The sequence below is a fragment of the Pseudomonas hamedanensis genome, from assembly GCF_014268595.2.
Taxonomy (GTDB): Bacteria; Pseudomonadota; Gammaproteobacteria; order Pseudomonadales; family Pseudomonadaceae; genus Aquipseudomonas; species Aquipseudomonas hamedanensis.
This window is the reverse complement of record NZ_CP077091.1, coordinates 1,386,000-1,404,007: the sequence shown is the minus strand read 5'-3', so window position 1 is coordinate 1,404,007 and position 18,008 is coordinate 1,386,000. Positions and strand designations below refer to the sequence as shown.

The window sequence follows — 18,008 nt, the reverse complement described above, 5'->3', positions numbered from 1 at the left end:
TTGGAAGCCTGGCTTTTCCCTTCGATTGCGAAATGCCCATGACGATTGCGCTCCCCCGTTCTGCCCCGTTGACGACTGGCCGGCTGTTATCCATCGATGCCCTCAGAGGCTTGGTCATCCTGTTCATGCTGCTTGATCACGTCCGCGAAACCTTTTTGCTGCACCGTCAGGTCAGCGATCCGATGGACATCGCCAGCACCGAGCCAGCGTTGTTTTTCAGCCGCACGCTCGCGCATTTGTGTGCGCCGGTGTTTGTACTTCTGACCGGGTTGTCTGCGTGGTTGTATGGAGAAAAATACGCCGGCAGAACCGATGTCAGCGCGTTTCTGTTCAAGCGCGGATTGTTCCTGGTGGTGTTGGAATTCACTCTGGTCAATTTCGCCTGGACGTTTCAGTTGCCACCGAGCGTGATCTACCTGCAAGTGATTTGGGCCATCGGCCTGAGCATGATCGCTTTGGCGCTGCTGGTCTGGTTGCCGCGCGCCGTACTGCTCGCTTTGAGCGTGGCGATCATCGCCGGGCACAACCTGCTCGACGCAGTGCATTTCCCGGTCGAATCAGCCATGCACGTGCCTTGGGCAATTCTGCATGACCGTGGCTGGATCGAGATCAGCGAAACCCTTCGGCTGCGCACCTCCTATCCGCTGTTGCCGTGGATTGGCGTGATCGGTCTGGGCTATGCGCTGGGGCCGTGGTTTGCCCGGGGAATGGACGCGGCTGTGCGCCAGCAACGTTTGCTGGTTGCCGGCGTGGGTGGACTGCTGGGGTTTGTGGGGCTGCGCTTGCTCAATGGCTACGGCGAAAAACCCTGGACCGTCAGCGATTCGCTGGTACAGACCCTGATGAGTTTTTTCAACATCACCAAATACCCGCCGTCGCTGCTGTTTCTAGCGCTGACCGTCAGCCTCGGGCTGTTGCTGCTACTGGCTTTCGAGCGTGTTCAGGATCGCCGCTGGATCCGTTGGCTGACCGTTTTTGGTTCGGCGCCGATGTTCTTTTACCTGTTGCATCTGTATGTGCTGAAAGTCTTGTACCTGATTGCCGTGGCGTTGTTCGGGCTGAATCAGGGCAGCTATTTCGGCTTTTCGACGGTGGCGGCGGTGTGGCTGGCGGCAGTAGTTCTGGCCGTAGTGCTGTTCCCGGCGGTGCGCTGGTTCTCGGCACTGAAATCGCGGCGCCGGGACATCAGCTGGCTGAAATATCTGTAAATTGCGGGGACTTGTGGGAGTGAGCCTGCTCACGAAGGCGTCGGGTCAACTGATTTGTCTGTAGCTGACACACCGCTTTCGCGAGCAGGCTCGCTCCCACAGTGGACAGGTGTTGTGCCCCCGAATCGAATGCGCCGGCATCCCCTGTGGGAGTGAGCTTGCTCACGAAGGCGTCGGGTCAACTGATTTGTCTGTAGCTGACACACCGCTTTCGCGAGCAGGCTCGCTCCCACAATGGACAGGTGTTGTGCCGCCGAATCGCACGCGCCGGCATTCCCTGTGGGAGTGAGCTTGCTCATGAAGGCGTCGGGTCAGTTGATTTGTCTGTAGCTGACACACCGCTTTCGCGAGCAGGCGCGCTTCCACAGGTTTCACACTGCCTGGATTATTTGCGATCCAGCCACACGGTTTGCGCATTGCAGAATTCACGCACGCCGAAGTGCGACAGTTCGCGGCCGAAACCGCTTTTCTTCACACCGCCGAAGGTCACCCGTGGATCGCTGGCGGAGTAGCCGTTGATGAACACGCCGCCGGTTTCCAGTTCGCTGGTGAGTTGCTGGGCCAATGGCACGTTGGCGGTGTAGATCGTGGCGGTCAGGCCGAATTCGCTGTCGTTCGCCAGCGCCACGGCATGCGCGCAATCGCGGGCGGTGATGATCGAGGCGACCGGCCCGAACAGTTCCTGTTTGAACGAGGTCATGCGGTCGGTGACGTTGGCCAGCACGGTCGGCTCGTAGTAGTTACCCGCTCCTTCAACCTTGCCGCCACCTAGCAGCAGCGTCGCGCCTTCTTCAAGGGTGTCGCGCACTTGCTGATCGAGTTCGTCACGCAGATCGAATCGTGCCATCGGCCCGATATAAGTGTCGGCGTTCAGTGGATCGCCCATCTTCAGTTGACGTGTCGCTTCAACGAATTTGCGGGTGAATTCCTCGACCACGCCCTGTTCGATGATCAGACGTTTGGCGGCCGCGCAGACCTGGCCGGAATTCTGATAGCGGCCGATCACTGCCGCTTGCACGGCCTCATCCAGATCGGCGTCGTTGAGCACAATGAACGGATCGGAGCCGCCCAGTTCCAGCACGCACTTCTTCAAGGCTGCACCGGCCTGCGCACCGATAGCCATGCCGGCACGGACACTGCCAGTCAGTGTCACGGCGGCGATGCGCGGGTCGGCGATGGCTGTGGATACGCCTTCGGGGGTGACGTTGATCACTTCAAACACACCATCGGCGAAACCGGCACGGGTGAAGGCATCGCGCAGCAGATAGGCGCTGCCCATGACGTTAGGCGCATGCTTGAGCACGTAGGTGTTGCCGGCGATCAGGGTCGGGACGGCGCCGCGCAGCACTTGCCAGATCGGGAAGTTCCACGGCATCACGGCGAGGATCGGCCCGAGCGGACGGTATTCGATGCGCGCCTTGCCGCCTTCGACCTGAGTGGTTTCGGCATCAAGCATGGCCGGACCGTGTTCGGCGTACCACTCGCAGAGCCGGGCGCATTTTTCGACTTCGCCACGGGCCTGAGCAATCGGCTTGCCCATTTCCTGAGTGATCATCGTTGCCATGGCTTCAGCGCCGTCGCGCAGGGCACCCGCCAGCGCGGTCAACAAGCGGGAGCGATCCTGCAGCGGCTGGCGTTTCCATTTGCCGAAACCGAAGGCCGCGCGAGTCAGCGCCGCGTCGAGGTCGGCGGCGGATTCAAAAGCGTAGTGGCCGATCTGCTCGCCGGTGGCGGGGTTGATCGAAATAGCGTGGGTCTGGCTGGAAATCTGGCTCATGGCGTCGTCCTGCTGTTCGATGGATGGGCCTAGAGTAGGGTGGCGTTTGTTTTATGGAAACTGAATAATACAGAGCGTTTCTTTCACGATTGGAGAATGGCTGTGGATCTCGTGCAACTGGAAATGTTCAAAGCCGTGGCCGAACACGGCAGCATCAGCGCCGCCGCCGCGCAGATTCACCGCGTGCCGTCGAACCTGACCACGCGGATCAAGCAGCTCGAACAGGACCTCGGCGTCGATCTGTTCATTCGCGAGAAAAGCCGTTTGCGTCTGTCGCCGGCGGGGTGGAGTTTTCTTGAGTACGCGCGACGTATTCTCGATCTGGTGCAGGAAGCCCGCGCCACCGTCGCGGGTGAGGAGCCGCAAGGTGCATTTCCCTTGGGGTCGCTGGAAAGTACCGCGGCGGTGCGCATTCCCGAATTGCTGGCTGCGTACAACCAGCAGCATCCCAAGGTCGACCTGGACCTGTCCACCGGGCCTTCGGGGACGATGATCGACGGTGTGCTCTCCGGGCGTCTGGCCGCGGCGTTTGTCGACGGCCCGGTGCTGCATCCGGCGCTGGAAGGCGTGCCGGCGTTCGAAGAGGAAATGGTCATCATCGCACCGCTCAATCACGCGTCGGTCGAGCGTGCGGCGGATGTGAACGGCGAGAATATCTATGCCTTTCGTTCCAACTGTTCCTACCGTCACCATTTCGAAAAATGGTTCAGCACTGACGCCGCCGTCCCGGGCAAGATCTTCGAAATGGAGTCGTACCACGGCATGCTCGCTTGCGTCAGCGCCGGTGCCGGTCTGGCACTGATGCCGCGCAAAATGCTGCAAAGCATGCCCGGCAGCGCGACCGTCAGCGTCTGGCCGCTGGCCGCGGATTTCCGCTATTTGACCACCTGGCTGGTGTGGCGGCGGGGCACGGTGTCGCGCAGTTTGAGCATGTTTGTACGGTTGCTCGAGGAGCGCGGCGTGGTGCGTGCGGAAGCCGAGTCTGCCGCAAACGGATCTACGCGACAGGTTGCCGGTTGAGGCTGTCGATCAACTCCTGTGTGCTGACAATGGCATGCGCAAAGGTCGGTCCGTTGAGTTCATGGGCCGCGTGCATCATTTCCGCCTTGAAGGCGGCCGTCGCATCGCGTACCAGGGTGACGTGGTAGCCCAGTTCCGAGGCGTAGCGGGCGGTGGCTTCGATGCAGGTATTGGCGAGCAGACCGACGATGATCACATGGGTGATGCCTTGCTGCTTCAAACGAAAATCCAGATCAGTGTTGGCGAACCCGCTGGAACCCCAGTGCTCCTGCACCACGATGTCGCCCTCTTGCGGGGCAAAGTCCGGATGCCAGTCGCCGCCCCATTCACCCCGGGCGAAATGGTGCATGTGCATGATCTTGCACTGAGTGGGCGTGGGATGATCCCAGCCTTCGTAGTCGCCTTTTTCCCAACGGTGATGGGGTACGATCACTACCGGAATTTTCAGGCTGCGCACGGCGCGATCGAGTTTGCGCAGGTTGTCGAGCAAGCCGTTCTGCTCAGCCATCGGTTGGATCATCGGGAAAACCTTGCCGCCCTCGGAAAGGAAATCGTTGTACGGGTCGACGAGCAGATAGGCGGTTCTGTCCAGCGGATAAAGGGGCTTCGACATCACGTTAACTCCGGTCAGGAAATGGAATCGTTGTGCAGGGCTTGTCCTGCAAACTTGTTAATATGATAATCATAGCAACTACAGAAGAGGCAAGTGTTGATGGCTGTAAACGATAGTTCTGCGAAGACCTTATGTCCGATTTCCCGGGCCGAGGAGGTCGTTGGCGATCGCTGGACAGTGCTGGTGCTACGCGAGTTGTTTATGGGTAGCCATCGTTATGACGAGATTCAGGCGCAGACCGGCGGTACGCCGCAAATGATCGCGACCCGTCTCAAAACCCTGGAGGCCGATGGACTGGTCGAGCGTCGTTTGTACAACGAGCGACCGAAGCGCTACGAATACCACCTCACGGCAAAGGGCCAGGCGTTCTATCCGGTGATCATGGCTTTGCGGGCATGGGGCGAAACCTGGTGCAAGGCGCCTGAGGAAGGTCTGGCGGTGGTCCTCACGCACAAACGCTGTAACCATGCGGCCGGCCTCGGGCCGCTGTGCGAGCACTGCGGCGAACCGTTGCGCCGCGAGGACTTGAGCAGCCACCCACAAGAGGCTTACGCAGCCGAACGACGTGCGCGGCACGAAGCCTTCCGGAGCAAGTGAGTCATGGCGTGCCGTTGCGCCCGTACAGACGATAACCGTCGCGCTGATCCAAGCGATCATAGTAGGCGCGCACCGCAGCAAAATTCGCATGATCGAGCGGCGTTTCGAACCAGCGATTCACCGACAGCCCGATGGGGATGTCCGCCAGCGAAAACTGCTCACCACTGACGTAAGCACCGGTCTTGTCCAACTGCCGGTCGAGAATTTCCATGTTCCGCGCCCAGTCGCGGCAACCCTGCGCGAGGGCGTCGCGGTCCTGGTAATCCGGCGATTTGCGCACCAGCGCCATCAACGGATACGACCACGATCGGTTCAGCTCCGAAGCCTGCCAGTCGATCCACTGATCGACCCGCGCCCGGGCGATCGGCTCAGGTGGGTACAGATGGACGCCCGCGTAACGCGTCGCCAGATAACGGATGATCGTGTTGGATTCCCAGAGAGTGAAATCGCCGTCCTGAATCACCGGCACCATGGCGCAGGGATTGAGCGCGAGAAATTCCGGGGTGTTGGGTGATTTGAAGCCGGAACCCCAGTCTTCGCGCGTAAATGGAATGTCCAGCTCAGCACAGGTCCACAGCACTTTGCGCACGTTGATCGACGAGGCTTTTCCGAGTATTCGCAGCATGGGGTCTCCCTGTCTTGGTGGTCTCGAACGCAGAGAAATACCATAGCGCAAAACACAAGGCCCGCATTGCGCGGGCCTTGGTGCATCGGCATTTAAAGACGGCTGGTGCGCAATTTATCGATTAAGAAACGCCAAGAGATCTTCGTTCAGCGCCTGCGCGTGGGTCACGGCAAACCCGTGCGGCGCGCCCGCGTAAACCTTCAACTCGGCGCCCTTGATTTGCGCGGCCGCCTGCTTGCCAGTGGTTTCGAACGGCACGATCTGGTCGCCGTCGCCGTGAATCACCAGCGTCGGTACATCAATCACGGCCATGTCGGGACGGAAGTCGGTTTCCGAGAACGCAGTGACGCAATCGACGGTGCCCTTGAGCGAGGCCAGCAGCGCAATGTTGAGGGTTTGCGTGAGTACGCCGTCAGAGACTTTCTGGCCCTGATTGATACCGAAGAACGGCGTATTGAAGTCAGCGATAAACTGCGCGCGATCTTTCAGCAGACCGGCCTTGATCCCGTCGAACACCGACTTGTCGACGCCTTCGGCAAAATCGGCTTGCTTGCCGAATACCGGCGTCACCGCGCCCAGCAATACCAGACCGGCAACACGCTCGCTACCATGGCGGGCGATGTAGCGGCTGACGTCACCGCCACCCATGGAAAAGCCGACCAGGGTCACGTCGCGCAGGTCCAGGTGGTTGATCAGCCCGGCGATGTCGTCGGCAAAGGTGTCGTAATCGTAACCGGTCCATGGCTGATCCGAGCGGCCGAAACCACGGCGGTCGAACGCGATGGTGCGGTAGCCGCGGCTGCTCAGATATTCCATCTGGTATTCCCACATGTCGGCATCCAGCGGCCAGCCATGGCTGAACAGCACGGGTTTGCCACTGCCCCAGTCCTTGTAATAGATCTCGGTGCCGTCTTGGGTTTTGAAGGTGCTCATGAAAACTCCTTGTGATCGCTGGTGGGATGCATGAATGCCGAATGGGCAACGGCCACTATCCGCGCAAACCGCGCAGGGCACTTGTACGCAAGTGCTGGCTCAACGGAAGAAAATTGTCGCTCGATTCGCCTGTTGTCGTACCGGCCGCTATCGGCACAACGAAAAAAGGGCGATTTCCCAACGGAAATCACCCTTTTTCAGCGGTCAAGGATCGTCGGATTATTATCGAAACGCCGGCACCACCTGCTGGATAAACAGCTCCAGCGACTTCTTCTTCTCCTCATGCGGCAAGCTGTTATCACACCAGAAACTGAACTCATCCACGCCCAGTTCCTGGTAGTACTTGATCCGCGGAATGATCTCTTCCGGCGTACCAATCATCGCGGTCTTGTGCAGGCTCTCCAGCTCAAACTCAGGACGCCCGGCAAATTTCTCTTCAGGACTCGGCGCAAGAAAGCCATTGACCGGCGTTTGCTTGTTACCAAACCACGCGTCGAACGTGCGATAGAAACGCGAAATGGCTTTGGCGCCGACCTTCCAGCCATCCGGATCGTCGGCGGTGTGCACATGCGTATGACGCAGCACCATCAATTGCGGGCGCGGTACATCCGGGTTGTTATCCAGCGCGGTCTGGAATTTGTTCTTCAGGTCGACGACTTCTTCGTCGCCTTTCATCAATGGCGTGACCATCACGTTGCAGCCGTTGGCCACGGCGAAGTTGTGCGAGTCGGGGTCGCGGGCGGCGATCCACATCGGTGGGTTGGGCTTCTGGATCGGTTTTGGCACGCTGGTGGAGGTGGGGAATTTCCAGATGTCGCCGTCGTGGGCGTAGTCGCCTTGCCACAGGGCGCGGACCACCGGGACCATTTCGCGCAGGGCCTGGCCGCCGCTGGAGGCGGGCATGCCGCCGGCCATGCGGTCGAATTCCACTTGGTAGGCGCCACGGGCGAGGCCGACTTCCATGCGGCCGTTGCTGATCACGTCGAGCAGGGCGCATTCACCGGCGACGCGCAGCGGGTGCCAGAACGGCGCGATGATGGTGCCGGCGCCGAGGTGAATGGTGGTGGTTTTCGCCGCGAGATAGGCCAGCAGTGGCATCGGGCTTGGGGAAATGGTGTATTCCATGGCGTGGTGTTCGCCGATCCACACGGTGCTGAAACCGCCAGCCTCGGCCATCAGGGTCAGTTCGGTGAGGTCTTCGAACAGTTGGCGGTGGCTGACGCTTTCGTCCCAGCGTTCCATGTGAATGAACAGGGAAAATTTCATGACGCTTCCTCGGATCTTTTGTTGTTGTGGCTACAAAACTTGTAGGAGCGAGCCTGCTCGCGATGGCGGTGTGTCAGAAAACACATCGACATCGGATAAATCGCTATCGCGAGCAGGCTCACTCCTACAGTTGATTTGTGCGGATCTGACGATCAGGCCGGAACGGGCAGGGCGCCCATCTTGCCGTGGCAGTACACCAGCGGTCCGGCGACTTGCTCGGGGACGATCAGGTTCTTTACGGCGCCGACCATGATGGCGTGGTCGCCGCCTTCGTATTCGCGCCACAGTTCACATTCGATGATAGCCGTCGCGTTGGCGAGGATCGGGTTGCCCCGTTCGCTCAAGGTCCATTCGATGCCCTGCGCCTTGTCCTTGCCTTTTCGGGCGAAGGCATAGGCTTCGCTTTGCTGGCCGCTGGACAACAGATGAATCGCAAAGCGTTTGTTCTTGATCAGAACGGGGTAGGAATCAGAGCTGTAGTTGGGGCAGAACAGCACCAAGGCCGGATCCATCGACAGCGAACTGAACGCGCTGGCGGTCAGGCCGACGATCTGGCCGTCGTCATCCAGGGTGGTAATGACGGTAACGCCAGACGGGAACGAGCCCATGACTTGTTTGTAGAGGGTGGCATCGATCATTGGACGGTCCTCGGGTGTTGTGACGCTGTTTTTATGTGATTGTTGGTCTGATGGTATACCAGTATTCAATCTTTGCAAGGGCTTTTAAGCTGAACCGATAAACGTGCTGCGTTCGTCGGAAACTCAGCATTTACGGGGCTTACGGCTGGTCCAGCAGCCGCACTATCAGCGAGGATGGCGTATCAGATAGCGCTGCAAACAACGGATCAGCCTTGTGAAAAGTTTGGAATACCATAATATGGTCTGCATCTGAGGGGCGACCAGAGAGTCCCCCCGGTTTGGCTTCATACAACGATAAAAACAGACCAACTCGAGTTCATGCATATGTCCCAGATGTCCCGGCAAGATCCGTTGATCGAGAATCATACGGTCGACTACGTCCCACTCGCGGAACGCCACGGGAAGGCCCGCGACCTGTTTACCCTTTGGTTCAGCACTAACATCGCGCCACTGCCCATTGTCACCGGCGCCATGGTGGTTCAGGTGTTCCATCTCGATCTGTTTTGGGGGCTGCTGGCGATTGCGCTGGGGCACATGATCGGCGGCGTGGTGATCGCGCTGGCCTCGGCCCAGGGGCCGCGCATGGGCATTCCGCAAATGGTCCAGAGTCGCGGACAATTCGGCCGCTACGGCGCGCTGCTGATCGTGTTCTTCGCCGCGATCATCTACATCGGTTTCTTCATTTCCAACATCGTGCTGGCGGGTAAATCCATCGTCGGCATTGCGCCGTCGGTGCCGGCGCCGCTGAGCATTCTGATCGGCGCCCTGGCGGCCACGGCGATTGGCGTGATCGGCTACAACTTCATCCACACGCTCAACCGCATTGGCACCTGGGTGATGGGCGGCGCGCTGCTTGCCGGCTTCCTATACATCTTCGCCCATGACTTGCCGGCGGACTTCTTCACTCGCGGCAGTTTCAATCTGTCCGGATGGCTGGCGACGGTGTCGCTGGGGATCATCTGGCAGATCAGCTTTTCGCCGTACGTGTCCGATTATTCGCGCTACCTGCCGGCCGATATTGGCATTGCCAAGCCGTTCTGGGCGACTTACCTGGGCGCGACGCTGGGGACAATTCTGTCGTTCACCTTCGGCGCCGTTGCGGTGCTGGCAACTCCGGAAGGCACCGAAGCGATGGCGGCGGTCAAGCAATCCACTGGCTGGCTGGGGCCGATTCTGATGGTGCTGTTTCTGCTCAATATCATCAGCCACAACGCGCTGAATCTGTATGGCGCGGTGCTGTCGATCATCACCTCGATCCAGACCTTCGCCAGCCAATGGACGCCGAGCATCAAAGTGCGCGTGGTGTTGTCGAGCGTGATCCTGGCGGGTTGCTGCGTGGTGGCGCTCGGCGCGTCGGAGGACTTCATTGCCGAGTTCATCGGCCTGATTCTTGCGTTGTTGTTGGTGCTGGTGCCGTGGGCCTCGATCAACTTGATCGACTTTTACCTGATCAAGCGCGGCCACTACGACATCACCTCGATCTTCCGCGCCGATGGCGGTATCTACGGGCGCTTCAACCTGCACGCGATCGTTGCCTACTTTATTGGCATCATCGTGCAGTTGCCGTTTGCCAACACCTCGCTGTACGTCGGGCCTTACGCCAATCTGGTGGAGGGAGCCGATTTGTCATGGCTGGTGGGCCTGGTGGTAACGGTTCCGCTGTATTACTGCCTGGCGACCCGCGGGCAGGTGCAGCAGAGCAGGGCGGCAAAACTGAGCTATCGCTCATAACCGATTACTGTGGCGAGGGAGCTTGCTCCCGCTGGACTGCGCAGCGGGCCCCCGCTTTTTCAAGCGAAGAGAGGGGGCCGCTGCGCGCCTCAGCGGGAGCAAGCTCCCTCGCCACACTTGATTTTGTGATTCTGCGTATCTCAGCGGTCACTCAAATTGGCCATATCGATCCCCTTTTGGCCGATCCGCCACTGTGATCCCGCTACGCTGTCAGCAAGAATCGGAGCCATAACAACACGCTCGACCTTTTTTGCCCTTGGCTATCGTTACAGCCACTGCCGTGTACAGAACATAAAAACCATCGATCTCACGTCGCATTCGGGGAAACAACCATGGTCACGATCAAACGCATTCTGGGCGCCACCGTGTGTGGGCTGACGCTGCTGGCCAGCGCCGTCCAGGCCGAGCAGCGCGAACTGCGGGTGTATAACTGGGCGGATTACATCCTGCCTGCGGTGCCCAAGGACTTCGCTGAGCAAAGCAAGATCAAAGTGACCTGGGACACCTTCGACACCAACGAGTCGCTGGAAGCCAAACTGCTCACCGGCAACTCCGGTTACGACCTGGTGGTGCCATCCAACCAGTTCCTCGAAACCCAGATCAAGGCGGGTGTGTTCCAGAAACTCGACAAATCGAAACTGCCGAACTGGCAGCATCAGGATCCGGCCTTGCTCAAGCTGCTTGATGCCAACGACCCCGGCAATCAGTACGGCATGCCTTACATGTACGGCACGGTGCTGATCGGCTTCAACCCGGCCAAGGTCAAGGCAGCACTGGGTGACAACGCGCCGGTGGACAGTTGGGATCTGGTGTTCAAGCCCGAGAACATGGAAAAGCTCAAGGCCTGTGGCGTGGCGATGCTCGATTCGCCTTCGGAGATTCTGCCGCTGGCCCTGCATTACCTGGGCCTCGATCCGAACAGCCAGAACCCGGCGGACTATGAAAAGGCCAAGGCCTTGATGATGAAGATCCGCCCTTACGTGACCTACTTCAACTCGGCCAAGTACATGACCGACATCGCCAACGGCGACATCTGCGTGGCCATCGGTTACTCCGGCAGCTTCTACCAATTCGGCAATCGCGCCAAAGAGGCGGGCAACGGCGTGGTGGTCGACTGGCGCTTGCCGAAGGAGGGCGCGCCGATCTGGTTCGATACGTTCGCCATCCCAAAGAGCGCGAAGAACGTCGCCGAAGCCCACGAATTTCTCAACCATCTGCTTGAGCCGAAAGTGATTGCGCCGATCAGCGATTTTCTCGGTTACCCGAATGCCAACAAGGACTCGATGCCGCTGGTCAACAAGGAGATTACTGATAACCCCAATCTGACGCCGACCAGCGAGGCGCTGAAAACCCTTTACGTCGTCCAGCCATTACCGCAGAAAATGGAGCGGGTGCGCACGCGGGTGTGGACCAGTATCAAATCCGACAAATAAGAACACCGCATATCCAATGTGGGAGCGAGCCTGCTCCCACAGTTGGGTTGTGTGGTGTCATTCAGGGCTGCGTTCAGCCTCGCGCGTCGTCACCAGACTCAACAACACCGACCCCAGAATCACTGACCCGACTATCACCAGTGACCACTCCACCGGCATGTGGAACCACGGCATCGCGACCATCTTGCCGCCGATAAACACCAGCACAATCGCCAAACCGTACTTGAGCAGGTGGAAGCGGTCGGCCATGTCCGCCAGCAGGAAGTACAGCGCCCGCAGGCCCATGATCGCGAAGATGTTCGAGGTGAACACAATAAACGGGTCGGTGGTCACGGCGAAGATCGCCGGGATGCTGTCGACCGCGAACATCAAGTCGCTGGCCTCGATCAGCACCAGCACCAGGAACATCGGCGTCGCCCAGCGCACGCCGTTCTGCAGGATGAAAAACTTCTCGCCATGAAAACCGCTGGTAATCCGCAGATGCCCGCGCACCCAACGCAGCAACGGGTTGTTGTCGAGATCAGGTTGCTGATCGGCGAACACCAGCATTTTGATCCCGGTGAAGATCAGGAACACCCCGAACGCATACAGTAGCCACTCGAACTGCGACACCAGCCACACGCCGGCGAAGATCATCACCGCGCGCATCACGATCGCCCCGAGTACACCGTACAACAGCACCCGGCGCTGCAATTCTGGCGGCACGGCGAAGTAGCTGAAGATCATGACGAAGACGAACATGTTGTCGATCGACAGCGACTGCTCGATCAGATAACCGGTGAGGAATTCCAGGGATTTCTGCCGGGCGATCTCGCCGCCGAATTCGCCGTGCAGATACCACCAGAGCAAACCGGCGAAGCTCAGGGCCAACAGACACCAGGCAATCACCCAGGCCAGGGCCTCACGCACTGATACCCGATGCGCCTTGCGGCCGCCGAAGACAAACAAGTCCAGAGCCAGCATGGCCAGAACAAAGACGATGAAGGCGCCCCACATCCAGGGTTCGCCGATATTGAGGTTCGTGGCAGGCATGGCACGCTCCCTGTCTTGGTGGCTGCGTTATCGCTGATCCAACGGCAAGCACATTCCCCTGTGGGAGCGGGCTTGCTCGCGAATGCGGTGGAACAGTGACGTTGAGGCTGCCTGACACACCGCGTTCGCGAGCAAGCTCGCTCCCACAGGGATCACCGTTGCCTCTGGATCAAGTCAGACAGGGCCATGCTAACGACGGATTTACAGGTAAGAAAAATCGTTTATTTCTGACTGTTAGTTCGACAAAACCGAAGTTTCAGCGGAAAAATTCCCCCGGTGTTTCGCCAAATTGCTGGCGAAACGCGGCGATAAACGCCGAAGTCGAGTCGTAACCGCAGGCGAGCGCGACGTCGGTCACGCGCTCGCCATTCTCCAACGGCGTCAGCGCGCCGAGCAGGCGCAAACGCTGGCGCCAGGCGCGAAAGGTCAGGCCGGTTTCGCGCAGAAACAGGCGGGTGAGGGTCTTTTCGGTGACGCCGAATCGGTCGCTCCAGTGGCTCAGCGTGGTTTGTTGTTCCGGATGCTGTTCGAGACTCTGATAGATCTGCCGCAGGCGCGGGTCCTGCGGCAGCGGCAGCATCAGGTTGATGTGCGGGGCCTCGGCCAATTGATCGAGGATTACTTGCGCGAGGCGGCCATGGGCGCCGTTCTCGTCGTATTCCACCGGGACCTGACTGAACGCGCGGATCAGTTCTTTGAGCAGATCGCTGACCCCGAGCACATGGCAGCGCTCAAGCGCCCAGCCGGTCACGCTGCAATCGATATACAGGCTGCGCATCTCGGTGTGCGGCGCGCTGAACACGCGGTGCGGCACACCCGCCGGAATCCACACGGCACGCTCTGGCGGGGCGACGAAACGACCGATGCCGGTCTGGATTTCCAACACGCCCTGAATGGCGTAGGACAACTGCACCCACGGATGACTGTGACGACGGGTCAGGGCGCGATTGGGCAGCGATTCGGTGCGCCCATAGAGCGGGCGCGGCAGGCTGGGCAGCCCGGGAATGCTGCGGCGGATGCTTTTCTCATGTCCTTTAGGCGGCATTCTGTGGCCCTTCGGCGTTAGTCGGTCATCGGCAGTCACGGTAGAGTCCTAGGCACGCACTGGCAACCCCCGGATGAACCGACCATGACCCGCCCACGTTTTTTGCCTGACAACTTCACCCTGACGCTGATTGGCGTTGTTCTGCTCGCCAGCTTCCTGCCGGCCAGCGGGCAGGTCGCGGTCGGTTTCGGCTGGCTGACCAACCTGGCCATCGCGCTGCTGTTTTTCCTGCACGGCGCCAAGCTGTCCCGCGAATCGATCATTGCCGGCGCCGGACACTGGCGCCTGCATTTGCTGGTGTTCGGCCTGACCTTCGTGCTGTTTCCGCTCCTCGGTCTGGCACTCAAACCGCTGCTTTCGCCGTTGATCGGCGATCAGTTGTACATGGGCATGCTTTACCTCTGTGCACTGCCAGCCACGGTGCAGTCGGCGATTGCCTTCACTTCGCTGGCACGGGGCAATATTCCTGCGGCGATTTGCAGTGCGGCGGCGTCGAGCCTGTTCGGGATTTTCCTTACGCCGCTGCTGGTGACGCTGCTGCTCAACGTTCACGGCGATGGCGGCTCGACGATTGATGCGATCGTGAAAATCAGTGTGCAATTGCTGCTGCCGTTTATTGCCGGACAGATCGCCCGCCGCTGGATCGGTGCGTGGGTCGGGCGCAACAAGAACTGGCTTAAGTTCGTCGATCAGGGTTCGATTCTGCTGGTGGTTTATGGCGCCTTCAGCGAAGCGGTCAACGAGGGCATCTGGCAGCAGATTCCGTTGTGGGAGTTGCTGGGTCTGGTGCTGGTCTGCTGCATCCTGCTGGCGCTGGTGCTGCTGGCCTCGACGCTACTGGGTAAGGTTTTCGGTTTCAATCAGGAGGACCGCATCACCATTCTGTTCTGCGGTTCGAAAAAGAGCCTGGCCACGGGCGTGCCGATGGCGCAGGTGCTGTTTGCCGGCAGCACGATTGGCGTGCTGATTTTGCCGCTGATGCTGTTCCACCAGATTCAACTGATGGTGTGTGCGGTGCTGGCGCAGCGGTACGCGAAGCGGCCGGAGTCGCTGCCGGAGTTGATGGCGCAGGTCGATCCGTGACCTGCGGGCATCAGACGATATCGTCGATCAGGATATGGTGCAGTCCGCGGCTGCACTGCTCGATCCGCGCTTCCACCTTATAGACCTTGCGCAGCATCTGCTCGGTGATCACCTCATGGCTCGGGCCGCTGCCCTGGCTGGTGCCGTCGGCGATCACCAGTACCTGATCGGCAAAGCGCAATGCCTGGTTCAGGTCATGGATGGCGATGAACACAATCACTTCGCGCTGGCGCGCCAGGCTGCGCATGAAGTTCAGCACCTGCACTTGCCGATGCATGTCGAGGGCGCTGGTCGGCTCGTCCATCAGCAGGATTTCCGGCTCGCGCACCAGCGTCTGGGCGATGGACACCAACTGTTGCTGGCCGCCGCTGAGTTCACCGAGGTTGCGGAACGACAGGGCGGTGATGCCCAGCGCGGCGAGAATCTCGTCGACCAGTTTCAGCTCGTCATCGTGTACCGCCCAGCCCGGCGTCAGTTGCTTGCGCGCCAGCAACACGGACTCGTAAACCGTCAACCGCGCACTGGCGTTCAGGCCTTGGGGCATGTAGCTGATGCCCGTCGGGCCTTTTTTCGAATCCTGCAAAATCACTTGGCCGGGGCCGTCGAGCAAACCGGCCATGCGCTTGAACAGGGTCGACTTGCCGGCCGCGTTCGGCCCGACTACCGCGACCACTTGCCCGCCGCAAAACATTGCCGTCGAGACCCCGCGAATAATCTCGCGCTGGCCGTAGCGCGCGCCGAGATTGTCCAGTTGCAGCTTCACCATGAGTTTTTCTTCCCGCCCAGAATCAGTGAAATGAAGAACGGCACGCCGATCAGCGACGTGACGACGCCGATCGGGAAAATCGCGCCGGGGATCAGGGTCTTGCTGACCACCGAACTGGCGGACAGGATCAACGAACCGGTGAGCAGCGAGGCCGGCAGGAAGAAACGCTGGTCTTCGCCAATCAACATGCGCGCGATGTGCGGCCCGACCAGGCCGATGAAGCCGATGGTGCCGACAAATGCCACCGGAAACGAGGCGAGCAGGCTGACCATGATCAGCGTCTGAAAACGCAGGCTGCGCACGTTGATGCCGAAACTGGCGGCCTTGTCGTCGCCCAGACGCAGGGCGGTCAAGGCCCAGGCGCGTTTGGCGAAGATCGGCAGGGTAATCAGAATCACCAGGCAGATGATGCCCAGCTTCGGCCACGTCGCTTTGGTCAGGCTGCCCATGGTCCAGAACACCACGGCGGCGACGGCTTGTTCGGTGGCGAAGAACTGCACCAGCGCCAACAGCGCGTTGAAGGTGAACACCAGCGCAATGCCGAGCAGCACGATGGTTTCTGCGGTGACGCCACGGCGCATGCTCAGGAAATGAATCAGCAGCGCCGAGAGCATGGCCATGATGAACGCATTGAGCGGCACCATGAATTGCGCGGCCAGCGGAAACAGCGCGACGCCGAACGCCAGACCCAGGGCCGCGCCGAAACTGGCGGCAGCGGAGATGCCCAGGGTAAACGGGCTGGCCAGCGGGTTGTTGAGGATTGTCTGCATTTGTGCGCCGGCCAGCGACAGCGCTGCGCCGACGGCCACCGCCATCAACGCCACGGGCAGGCGAATGTCCCACATCACCACGCGCACTTGGGGTGAAGCACTGTCGGGTGAGAACAGCGCGCCGAGCACTTCGCCGAGGCTGTAGCTCGCCGGGCCCAGCGCCAGATCGAGCAGCACGCTGCACAGCAACAGAATCACCAGCCCGGCGAGGATCAGGCGTTTACGCAGCACCAGGCGGCGATAGGTTTCGCCTTGGAGTACCACCGTTTCGGTCATCGCGTTCATGGTTTGGCCTCAGGGTTGCGCAGGCTGACAAAGTAGCCTGACTCATACGGCACGGGCAGGAAGCGTTCGTGCAGCTCGCGGAACGAGGCGTCCGGGTCGAGATCGGCAAACAAGTCCGGGTGAAACCATTTCGCCAATTGTTGAATGGCGACGAACTGGTACGGACTGTTGTAGAACTGATGCCAGATCGCGTGGAAGGCCTGATCTTCCTGGGCCTTGATGCCGGCGTAGGCCGGACGCTGGGTGTACCAGGCAAGCTTTTTGCGCGCTTGTGCCATGTCCGCACCGGGGCCGACGCCGACCCAATGACCGCCGGGGGCAAACGCTTCCCAGTTGGCGGTGGTGACCACCACATGGGCCGGATTGGCGACGATGACTTGCTCGGGATTCAACTGGCCGAAAGTGGTCGGGATGATGCCGCGGGCGATGTTGTTACCGCCGGCCATGTCGACAAACCGGCCAAAGTTCTCGTTGCCGAAACTCAGGCAACAGTCATCGGTGTAGCCGCCGATGCGTTCGATGAACACGTTCGGACGCGGCGGGTGCTGTTTTTCGATGACGTCGGTGACGCGGTGGATCTGCTGGTTACGGAAATCAATGAACGCTTGGGCACGTTGTTCCTTGCCGAACAATTGGCCGAACAGGCGCATGGTCGGCTCGGTGTTCTGCATCGGGTTATTGCGGAAATCGACATACACCACCGGGATGCCGAGGGCGTCGAGCTTTTCGATGTAGCGCGCATCTTCGGTGGCGTGCTGAGCCTCGATGTTGAGGATGATTACGTCCGGGCGTTGCGAGATTGCCTGCTCGATATCGAAGGTGCCGTCTTCGAAGCCGCCGAAGGTGGGGATTTTCGCGATGTCGGGGAATTTGCGCAGGTAAGCGTTATAGGTGTCCGGGTCCGACTGGATCAGGTCCTTGCGCCAGCCGACGATCCGTTCGATCGGGTTGTGCGTGTCGAGGGCGGCGACCAGGTACAACTGCCGGCCTTCGCCGAGAATCACTCGCCTGACCGGCAAATGCACCTTGACCTTGCGCCCCAGCAGATCGGTGACCTCGGTGCGCGCAGCCTGCGCATCGTCAGCGTGAGCGCTGCGCGGCACCAGGGAAAACAGGCTCAGCAGTCCTGCCAGTAACAGCGCAGCGACAGCGAGGCTGCGTCGATCGAAAATCACCATGGTCAAAG

Annotated in this window: 17 protein-coding genes; 6 read left to right on the top strand and 11 right to left on the bottom strand. The window is 60.1% G+C overall.

Features of this window, described 5'->3' with window-relative positions; translation table 11 throughout:
• The first annotated feature begins 38 nt into the window (after positions 1 to 38).
• Entirely contained in the window at positions 39 to 1,208 is a 1,170-nt protein-coding gene (locus HU739_RS05975; protein ID WP_186547731.1) for a DUF1624 domain-containing protein, read from the top strand.
• Between the two features lie 385 nt (positions 1,209 to 1,593).
• On the opposite strand, the gene HU739_RS05970 is transcribed toward HU739_RS05975, so the two are convergent.
• On the bottom strand, positions 1,594 to 2,985 hold the full coding sequence (locus HU739_RS05970) for an aldehyde dehydrogenase family protein (protein WP_186547729.1): 1,392 nt from the start codon (positions 2,983 to 2,985) through the stop codon (positions 1,594 to 1,596).
• Positions 2,986 to 3,087: 102 nt separating this feature from the next.
• On the opposite strand from HU739_RS05970, the gene ptrR reads away from it, so the two are divergent.
• Positions 3,088 to 4,005, top strand: coding sequence for a putrescine utilization regulator PtrR (ptrR, locus tag HU739_RS05965; protein ID WP_186548076.1), 918 nt, complete (start codon positions 3,088 to 3,090; stop codon positions 4,003 to 4,005).
• On the opposite strand, the gene HU739_RS05960 is transcribed toward ptrR, so the two are convergent.
• Complete coding sequence (locus HU739_RS05960; RefSeq protein WP_186547727.1) at positions 3,983 to 4,618, bottom strand: isochorismatase family cysteine hydrolase; 636 nt, start codon at positions 4,616 to 4,618, stop codon at positions 3,983 to 3,985. The genes ptrR and HU739_RS05960 overlap by 23 nt on opposite strands.
• Positions 4,619 to 4,717: 99 nt before the next feature.
• Here HU739_RS05960 and HU739_RS05955 point away from each other — a divergent pair, with 99 nt between their 5' ends.
• Positions 4,718 to 5,215, top strand: a complete 498-nt coding sequence (locus tag HU739_RS05955; protein ID WP_186547725.1) for a winged helix-turn-helix transcriptional regulator — start codon at positions 4,718 to 4,720, stop codon at positions 5,213 to 5,215.
• A 1-nt stretch (position 5,216) separates the two neighbouring features.
• Here the strand turns inward: HU739_RS05955 and HU739_RS05950 are convergent, their stop codons facing one another.
• The 4 genes from HU739_RS05950 to HU739_RS05935 form a co-directional block, all read right to left on the bottom strand.
• Positions 5,217 to 5,840 carry a glutathione S-transferase family protein gene (locus tag HU739_RS05950; protein WP_186547723.1) on the bottom strand — a complete coding sequence of 208 codons (624 nt, stop codon included), beginning with the start codon at positions 5,838 to 5,840 and terminating at the stop codon, positions 5,217 to 5,219.
• A gap of 114 nt (positions 5,841 to 5,954) precedes the next feature.
• Positions 5,955 to 6,773 carry an alpha/beta fold hydrolase gene (locus HU739_RS05945; protein ID WP_186547721.1) on the bottom strand — a complete coding sequence of 273 codons (819 nt, stop codon included), beginning with the start codon at positions 6,771 to 6,773 and terminating at the stop codon, positions 5,955 to 5,957.
• Positions 6,774 to 6,995: 222 nt separating this feature from the next.
• The gene (locus tag HU739_RS05940; protein WP_186547719.1) at positions 6,996 to 8,039 is read right to left on the bottom strand and encodes an LLM class flavin-dependent oxidoreductase; all 1,044 of its coding nucleotides are present in this window, start codon (positions 8,037 to 8,039) and stop codon (positions 6,996 to 6,998) included.
• Positions 8,040 to 8,191: 152 nt separating this feature from the next.
• The gene (locus tag HU739_RS05935) at positions 8,192 to 8,677 is read right to left on the bottom strand and encodes a flavin reductase family protein (RefSeq protein WP_186547717.1); all 486 of its coding nucleotides are present in this window, start codon (positions 8,675 to 8,677) and stop codon (positions 8,192 to 8,194) included.
• A 324-nt stretch (positions 8,678 to 9,001) separates the two neighbouring features.
• Here HU739_RS05935 and HU739_RS05930 point away from each other — a divergent pair, with 324 nt between their 5' ends.
• Complete coding sequence (locus HU739_RS05930) at positions 9,002 to 10,408, top strand: purine-cytosine permease family protein (protein ID WP_186547715.1); 1,407 nt, start codon at positions 9,002 to 9,004, stop codon at positions 10,406 to 10,408.
• 332 nt (positions 10,409 to 10,740) lie between these two features.
• Positions 10,741 to 11,841: a polyamine ABC transporter substrate-binding protein gene (locus HU739_RS05925; protein WP_186552234.1), complete on the top strand. Its 1,101-nt coding sequence runs from the start codon at positions 10,741 to 10,743 to the stop codon at positions 11,839 to 11,841.
• Positions 11,842 to 11,898: 57 nt separating this feature from the next.
• Here the strand turns inward: HU739_RS05925 and HU739_RS05920 are convergent, their stop codons facing one another.
• Both HU739_RS05920 and HU739_RS05915 read right to left on the bottom strand, forming a co-directional pair.
• Entirely contained in the window at positions 11,899 to 12,873 is a 975-nt protein-coding gene (locus HU739_RS05920; RefSeq protein WP_186552235.1) for a TerC family protein, read from the bottom strand.
• A 256-nt stretch (positions 12,874 to 13,129) separates the two neighbouring features.
• The gene (locus HU739_RS05915) at positions 13,130 to 13,918 is read right to left on the bottom strand and encodes an AraC family transcriptional regulator (protein WP_186552236.1); all 789 of its coding nucleotides are present in this window, start codon (positions 13,916 to 13,918) and stop codon (positions 13,130 to 13,132) included.
• 84 nt (positions 13,919 to 14,002) lie between these two features.
• Between HU739_RS05915 and HU739_RS05910 the strand changes: the two genes are divergently transcribed.
• On the top strand, positions 14,003 to 15,001 hold the full coding sequence (locus HU739_RS05910) for a bile acid:sodium symporter family protein (RefSeq protein WP_186552237.1): 999 nt from the start codon (positions 14,003 to 14,005) through the stop codon (positions 14,999 to 15,001).
• 10 nt (positions 15,002 to 15,011) lie between these two features.
• Here HU739_RS05910 and HU739_RS05905 read toward each other — a convergent pair whose 3' ends face one another.
• The 3 genes from HU739_RS05905 to HU739_RS05895 are packed head-to-tail and all read right to left on the bottom strand — an operon-like array spanning position 15,012 to position 18,000.
• Entirely contained in the window at positions 15,012 to 15,767 is a 756-nt protein-coding gene (locus tag HU739_RS05905; protein ID WP_186552238.1) for an ABC transporter ATP-binding protein, read from the bottom strand.
• A complete protein-coding gene (locus tag HU739_RS05900; RefSeq protein ID WP_186552239.1) occupies positions 15,761 to 16,822 on the bottom strand; it encodes a FecCD family ABC transporter permease in 1,062 nt (353 codons plus the stop codon). The genes HU739_RS05905 and HU739_RS05900 overlap by 7 nt, the downstream gene beginning before the upstream one ends.
• On the bottom strand, positions 16,819 to 18,000 hold the full coding sequence (locus HU739_RS05895) for an ABC transporter substrate-binding protein (RefSeq protein WP_186552240.1): 1,182 nt from the start codon (positions 17,998 to 18,000) through the stop codon (positions 16,819 to 16,821). Before HU739_RS05895 ends, HU739_RS05900 begins: the two co-directional genes overlap by 4 nt.
• Positions 18,001 to 18,008: the final 8 nt, after the last annotated feature.

Bases quoted from the DNA above. Each gene is read 5' to 3' on its own strand.
- HU739_RS05975 (WP_186547731.1), top strand. From the start codon at position 39: ATGACGATTGCGCTCCCCCGTTCTGCCCCGTTGACGACTGGCCGGCTG.
- HU739_RS05970 (WP_186547729.1), bottom strand. From the start codon at position 2,985: ATGAGCCAGATTTCCAGCCAGACCCACGCTATTTCGATCAACCCCGCC.
- HU739_RS05960 (WP_186547727.1), bottom strand. From the start codon at position 4,618: ATGTCGAAGCCCCTTTATCCGCTGGACAGAACCGCCTATCTGCTCGTC.
- HU739_RS05955 (WP_186547725.1), top strand. From the start codon at position 4,718: ATGGCTGTAAACGATAGTTCTGCGAAGACCTTATGTCCGATTTCCCGG.
- HU739_RS05950 (WP_186547723.1), bottom strand. From the start codon at position 5,840: ATGCTGCGAATACTCGGAAAAGCCTCGTCGATCAACGTGCGCAAAGTG.
- HU739_RS05945 (WP_186547721.1), bottom strand. From the start codon at position 6,773: ATGAGCACCTTCAAAACCCAAGACGGCACCGAGATCTATTACAAGGAC.
- HU739_RS05940 (WP_186547719.1), bottom strand. From the start codon at position 8,039: ATGAAATTTTCCCTGTTCATTCACATGGAACGCTGGGACGAAAGCGTC.
- HU739_RS05935 (WP_186547717.1), bottom strand. From the start codon at position 8,677: ATGATCGATGCCACCCTCTACAAACAAGTCATGGGCTCGTTCCCGTCT.
- HU739_RS05930 (WP_186547715.1), top strand. From the start codon at position 9,002: ATGTCCCAGATGTCCCGGCAAGATCCGTTGATCGAGAATCATACGGTC.
- HU739_RS05925 (WP_186552234.1), top strand. From the start codon at position 10,741: ATGGTCACGATCAAACGCATTCTGGGCGCCACCGTGTGTGGGCTGACG.
- HU739_RS05920 (WP_186552235.1), bottom strand. From the start codon at position 12,873: ATGCCTGCCACGAACCTCAATATCGGCGAACCCTGGATGTGGGGCGCC.
- HU739_RS05915 (WP_186552236.1), bottom strand. From the start codon at position 13,918: ATGCCGCCTAAAGGACATGAGAAAAGCATCCGCCGCAGCATTCCCGGG.
- HU739_RS05910 (WP_186552237.1), top strand. From the start codon at position 14,003: ATGACCCGCCCACGTTTTTTGCCTGACAACTTCACCCTGACGCTGATT.
- HU739_RS05905 (WP_186552238.1), bottom strand. From the start codon at position 15,767: ATGGTGAAGCTGCAACTGGACAATCTCGGCGCGCGCTACGGCCAGCGC.
- HU739_RS05900 (WP_186552239.1), bottom strand. From the start codon at position 16,822: ATGAACGCGATGACCGAAACGGTGGTACTCCAAGGCGAAACCTATCGC.
- HU739_RS05895 (WP_186552240.1), bottom strand. From the start codon at position 18,000: ATGGTGATTTTCGATCGACGCAGCCTCGCTGTCGCTGCGCTGTTACTG.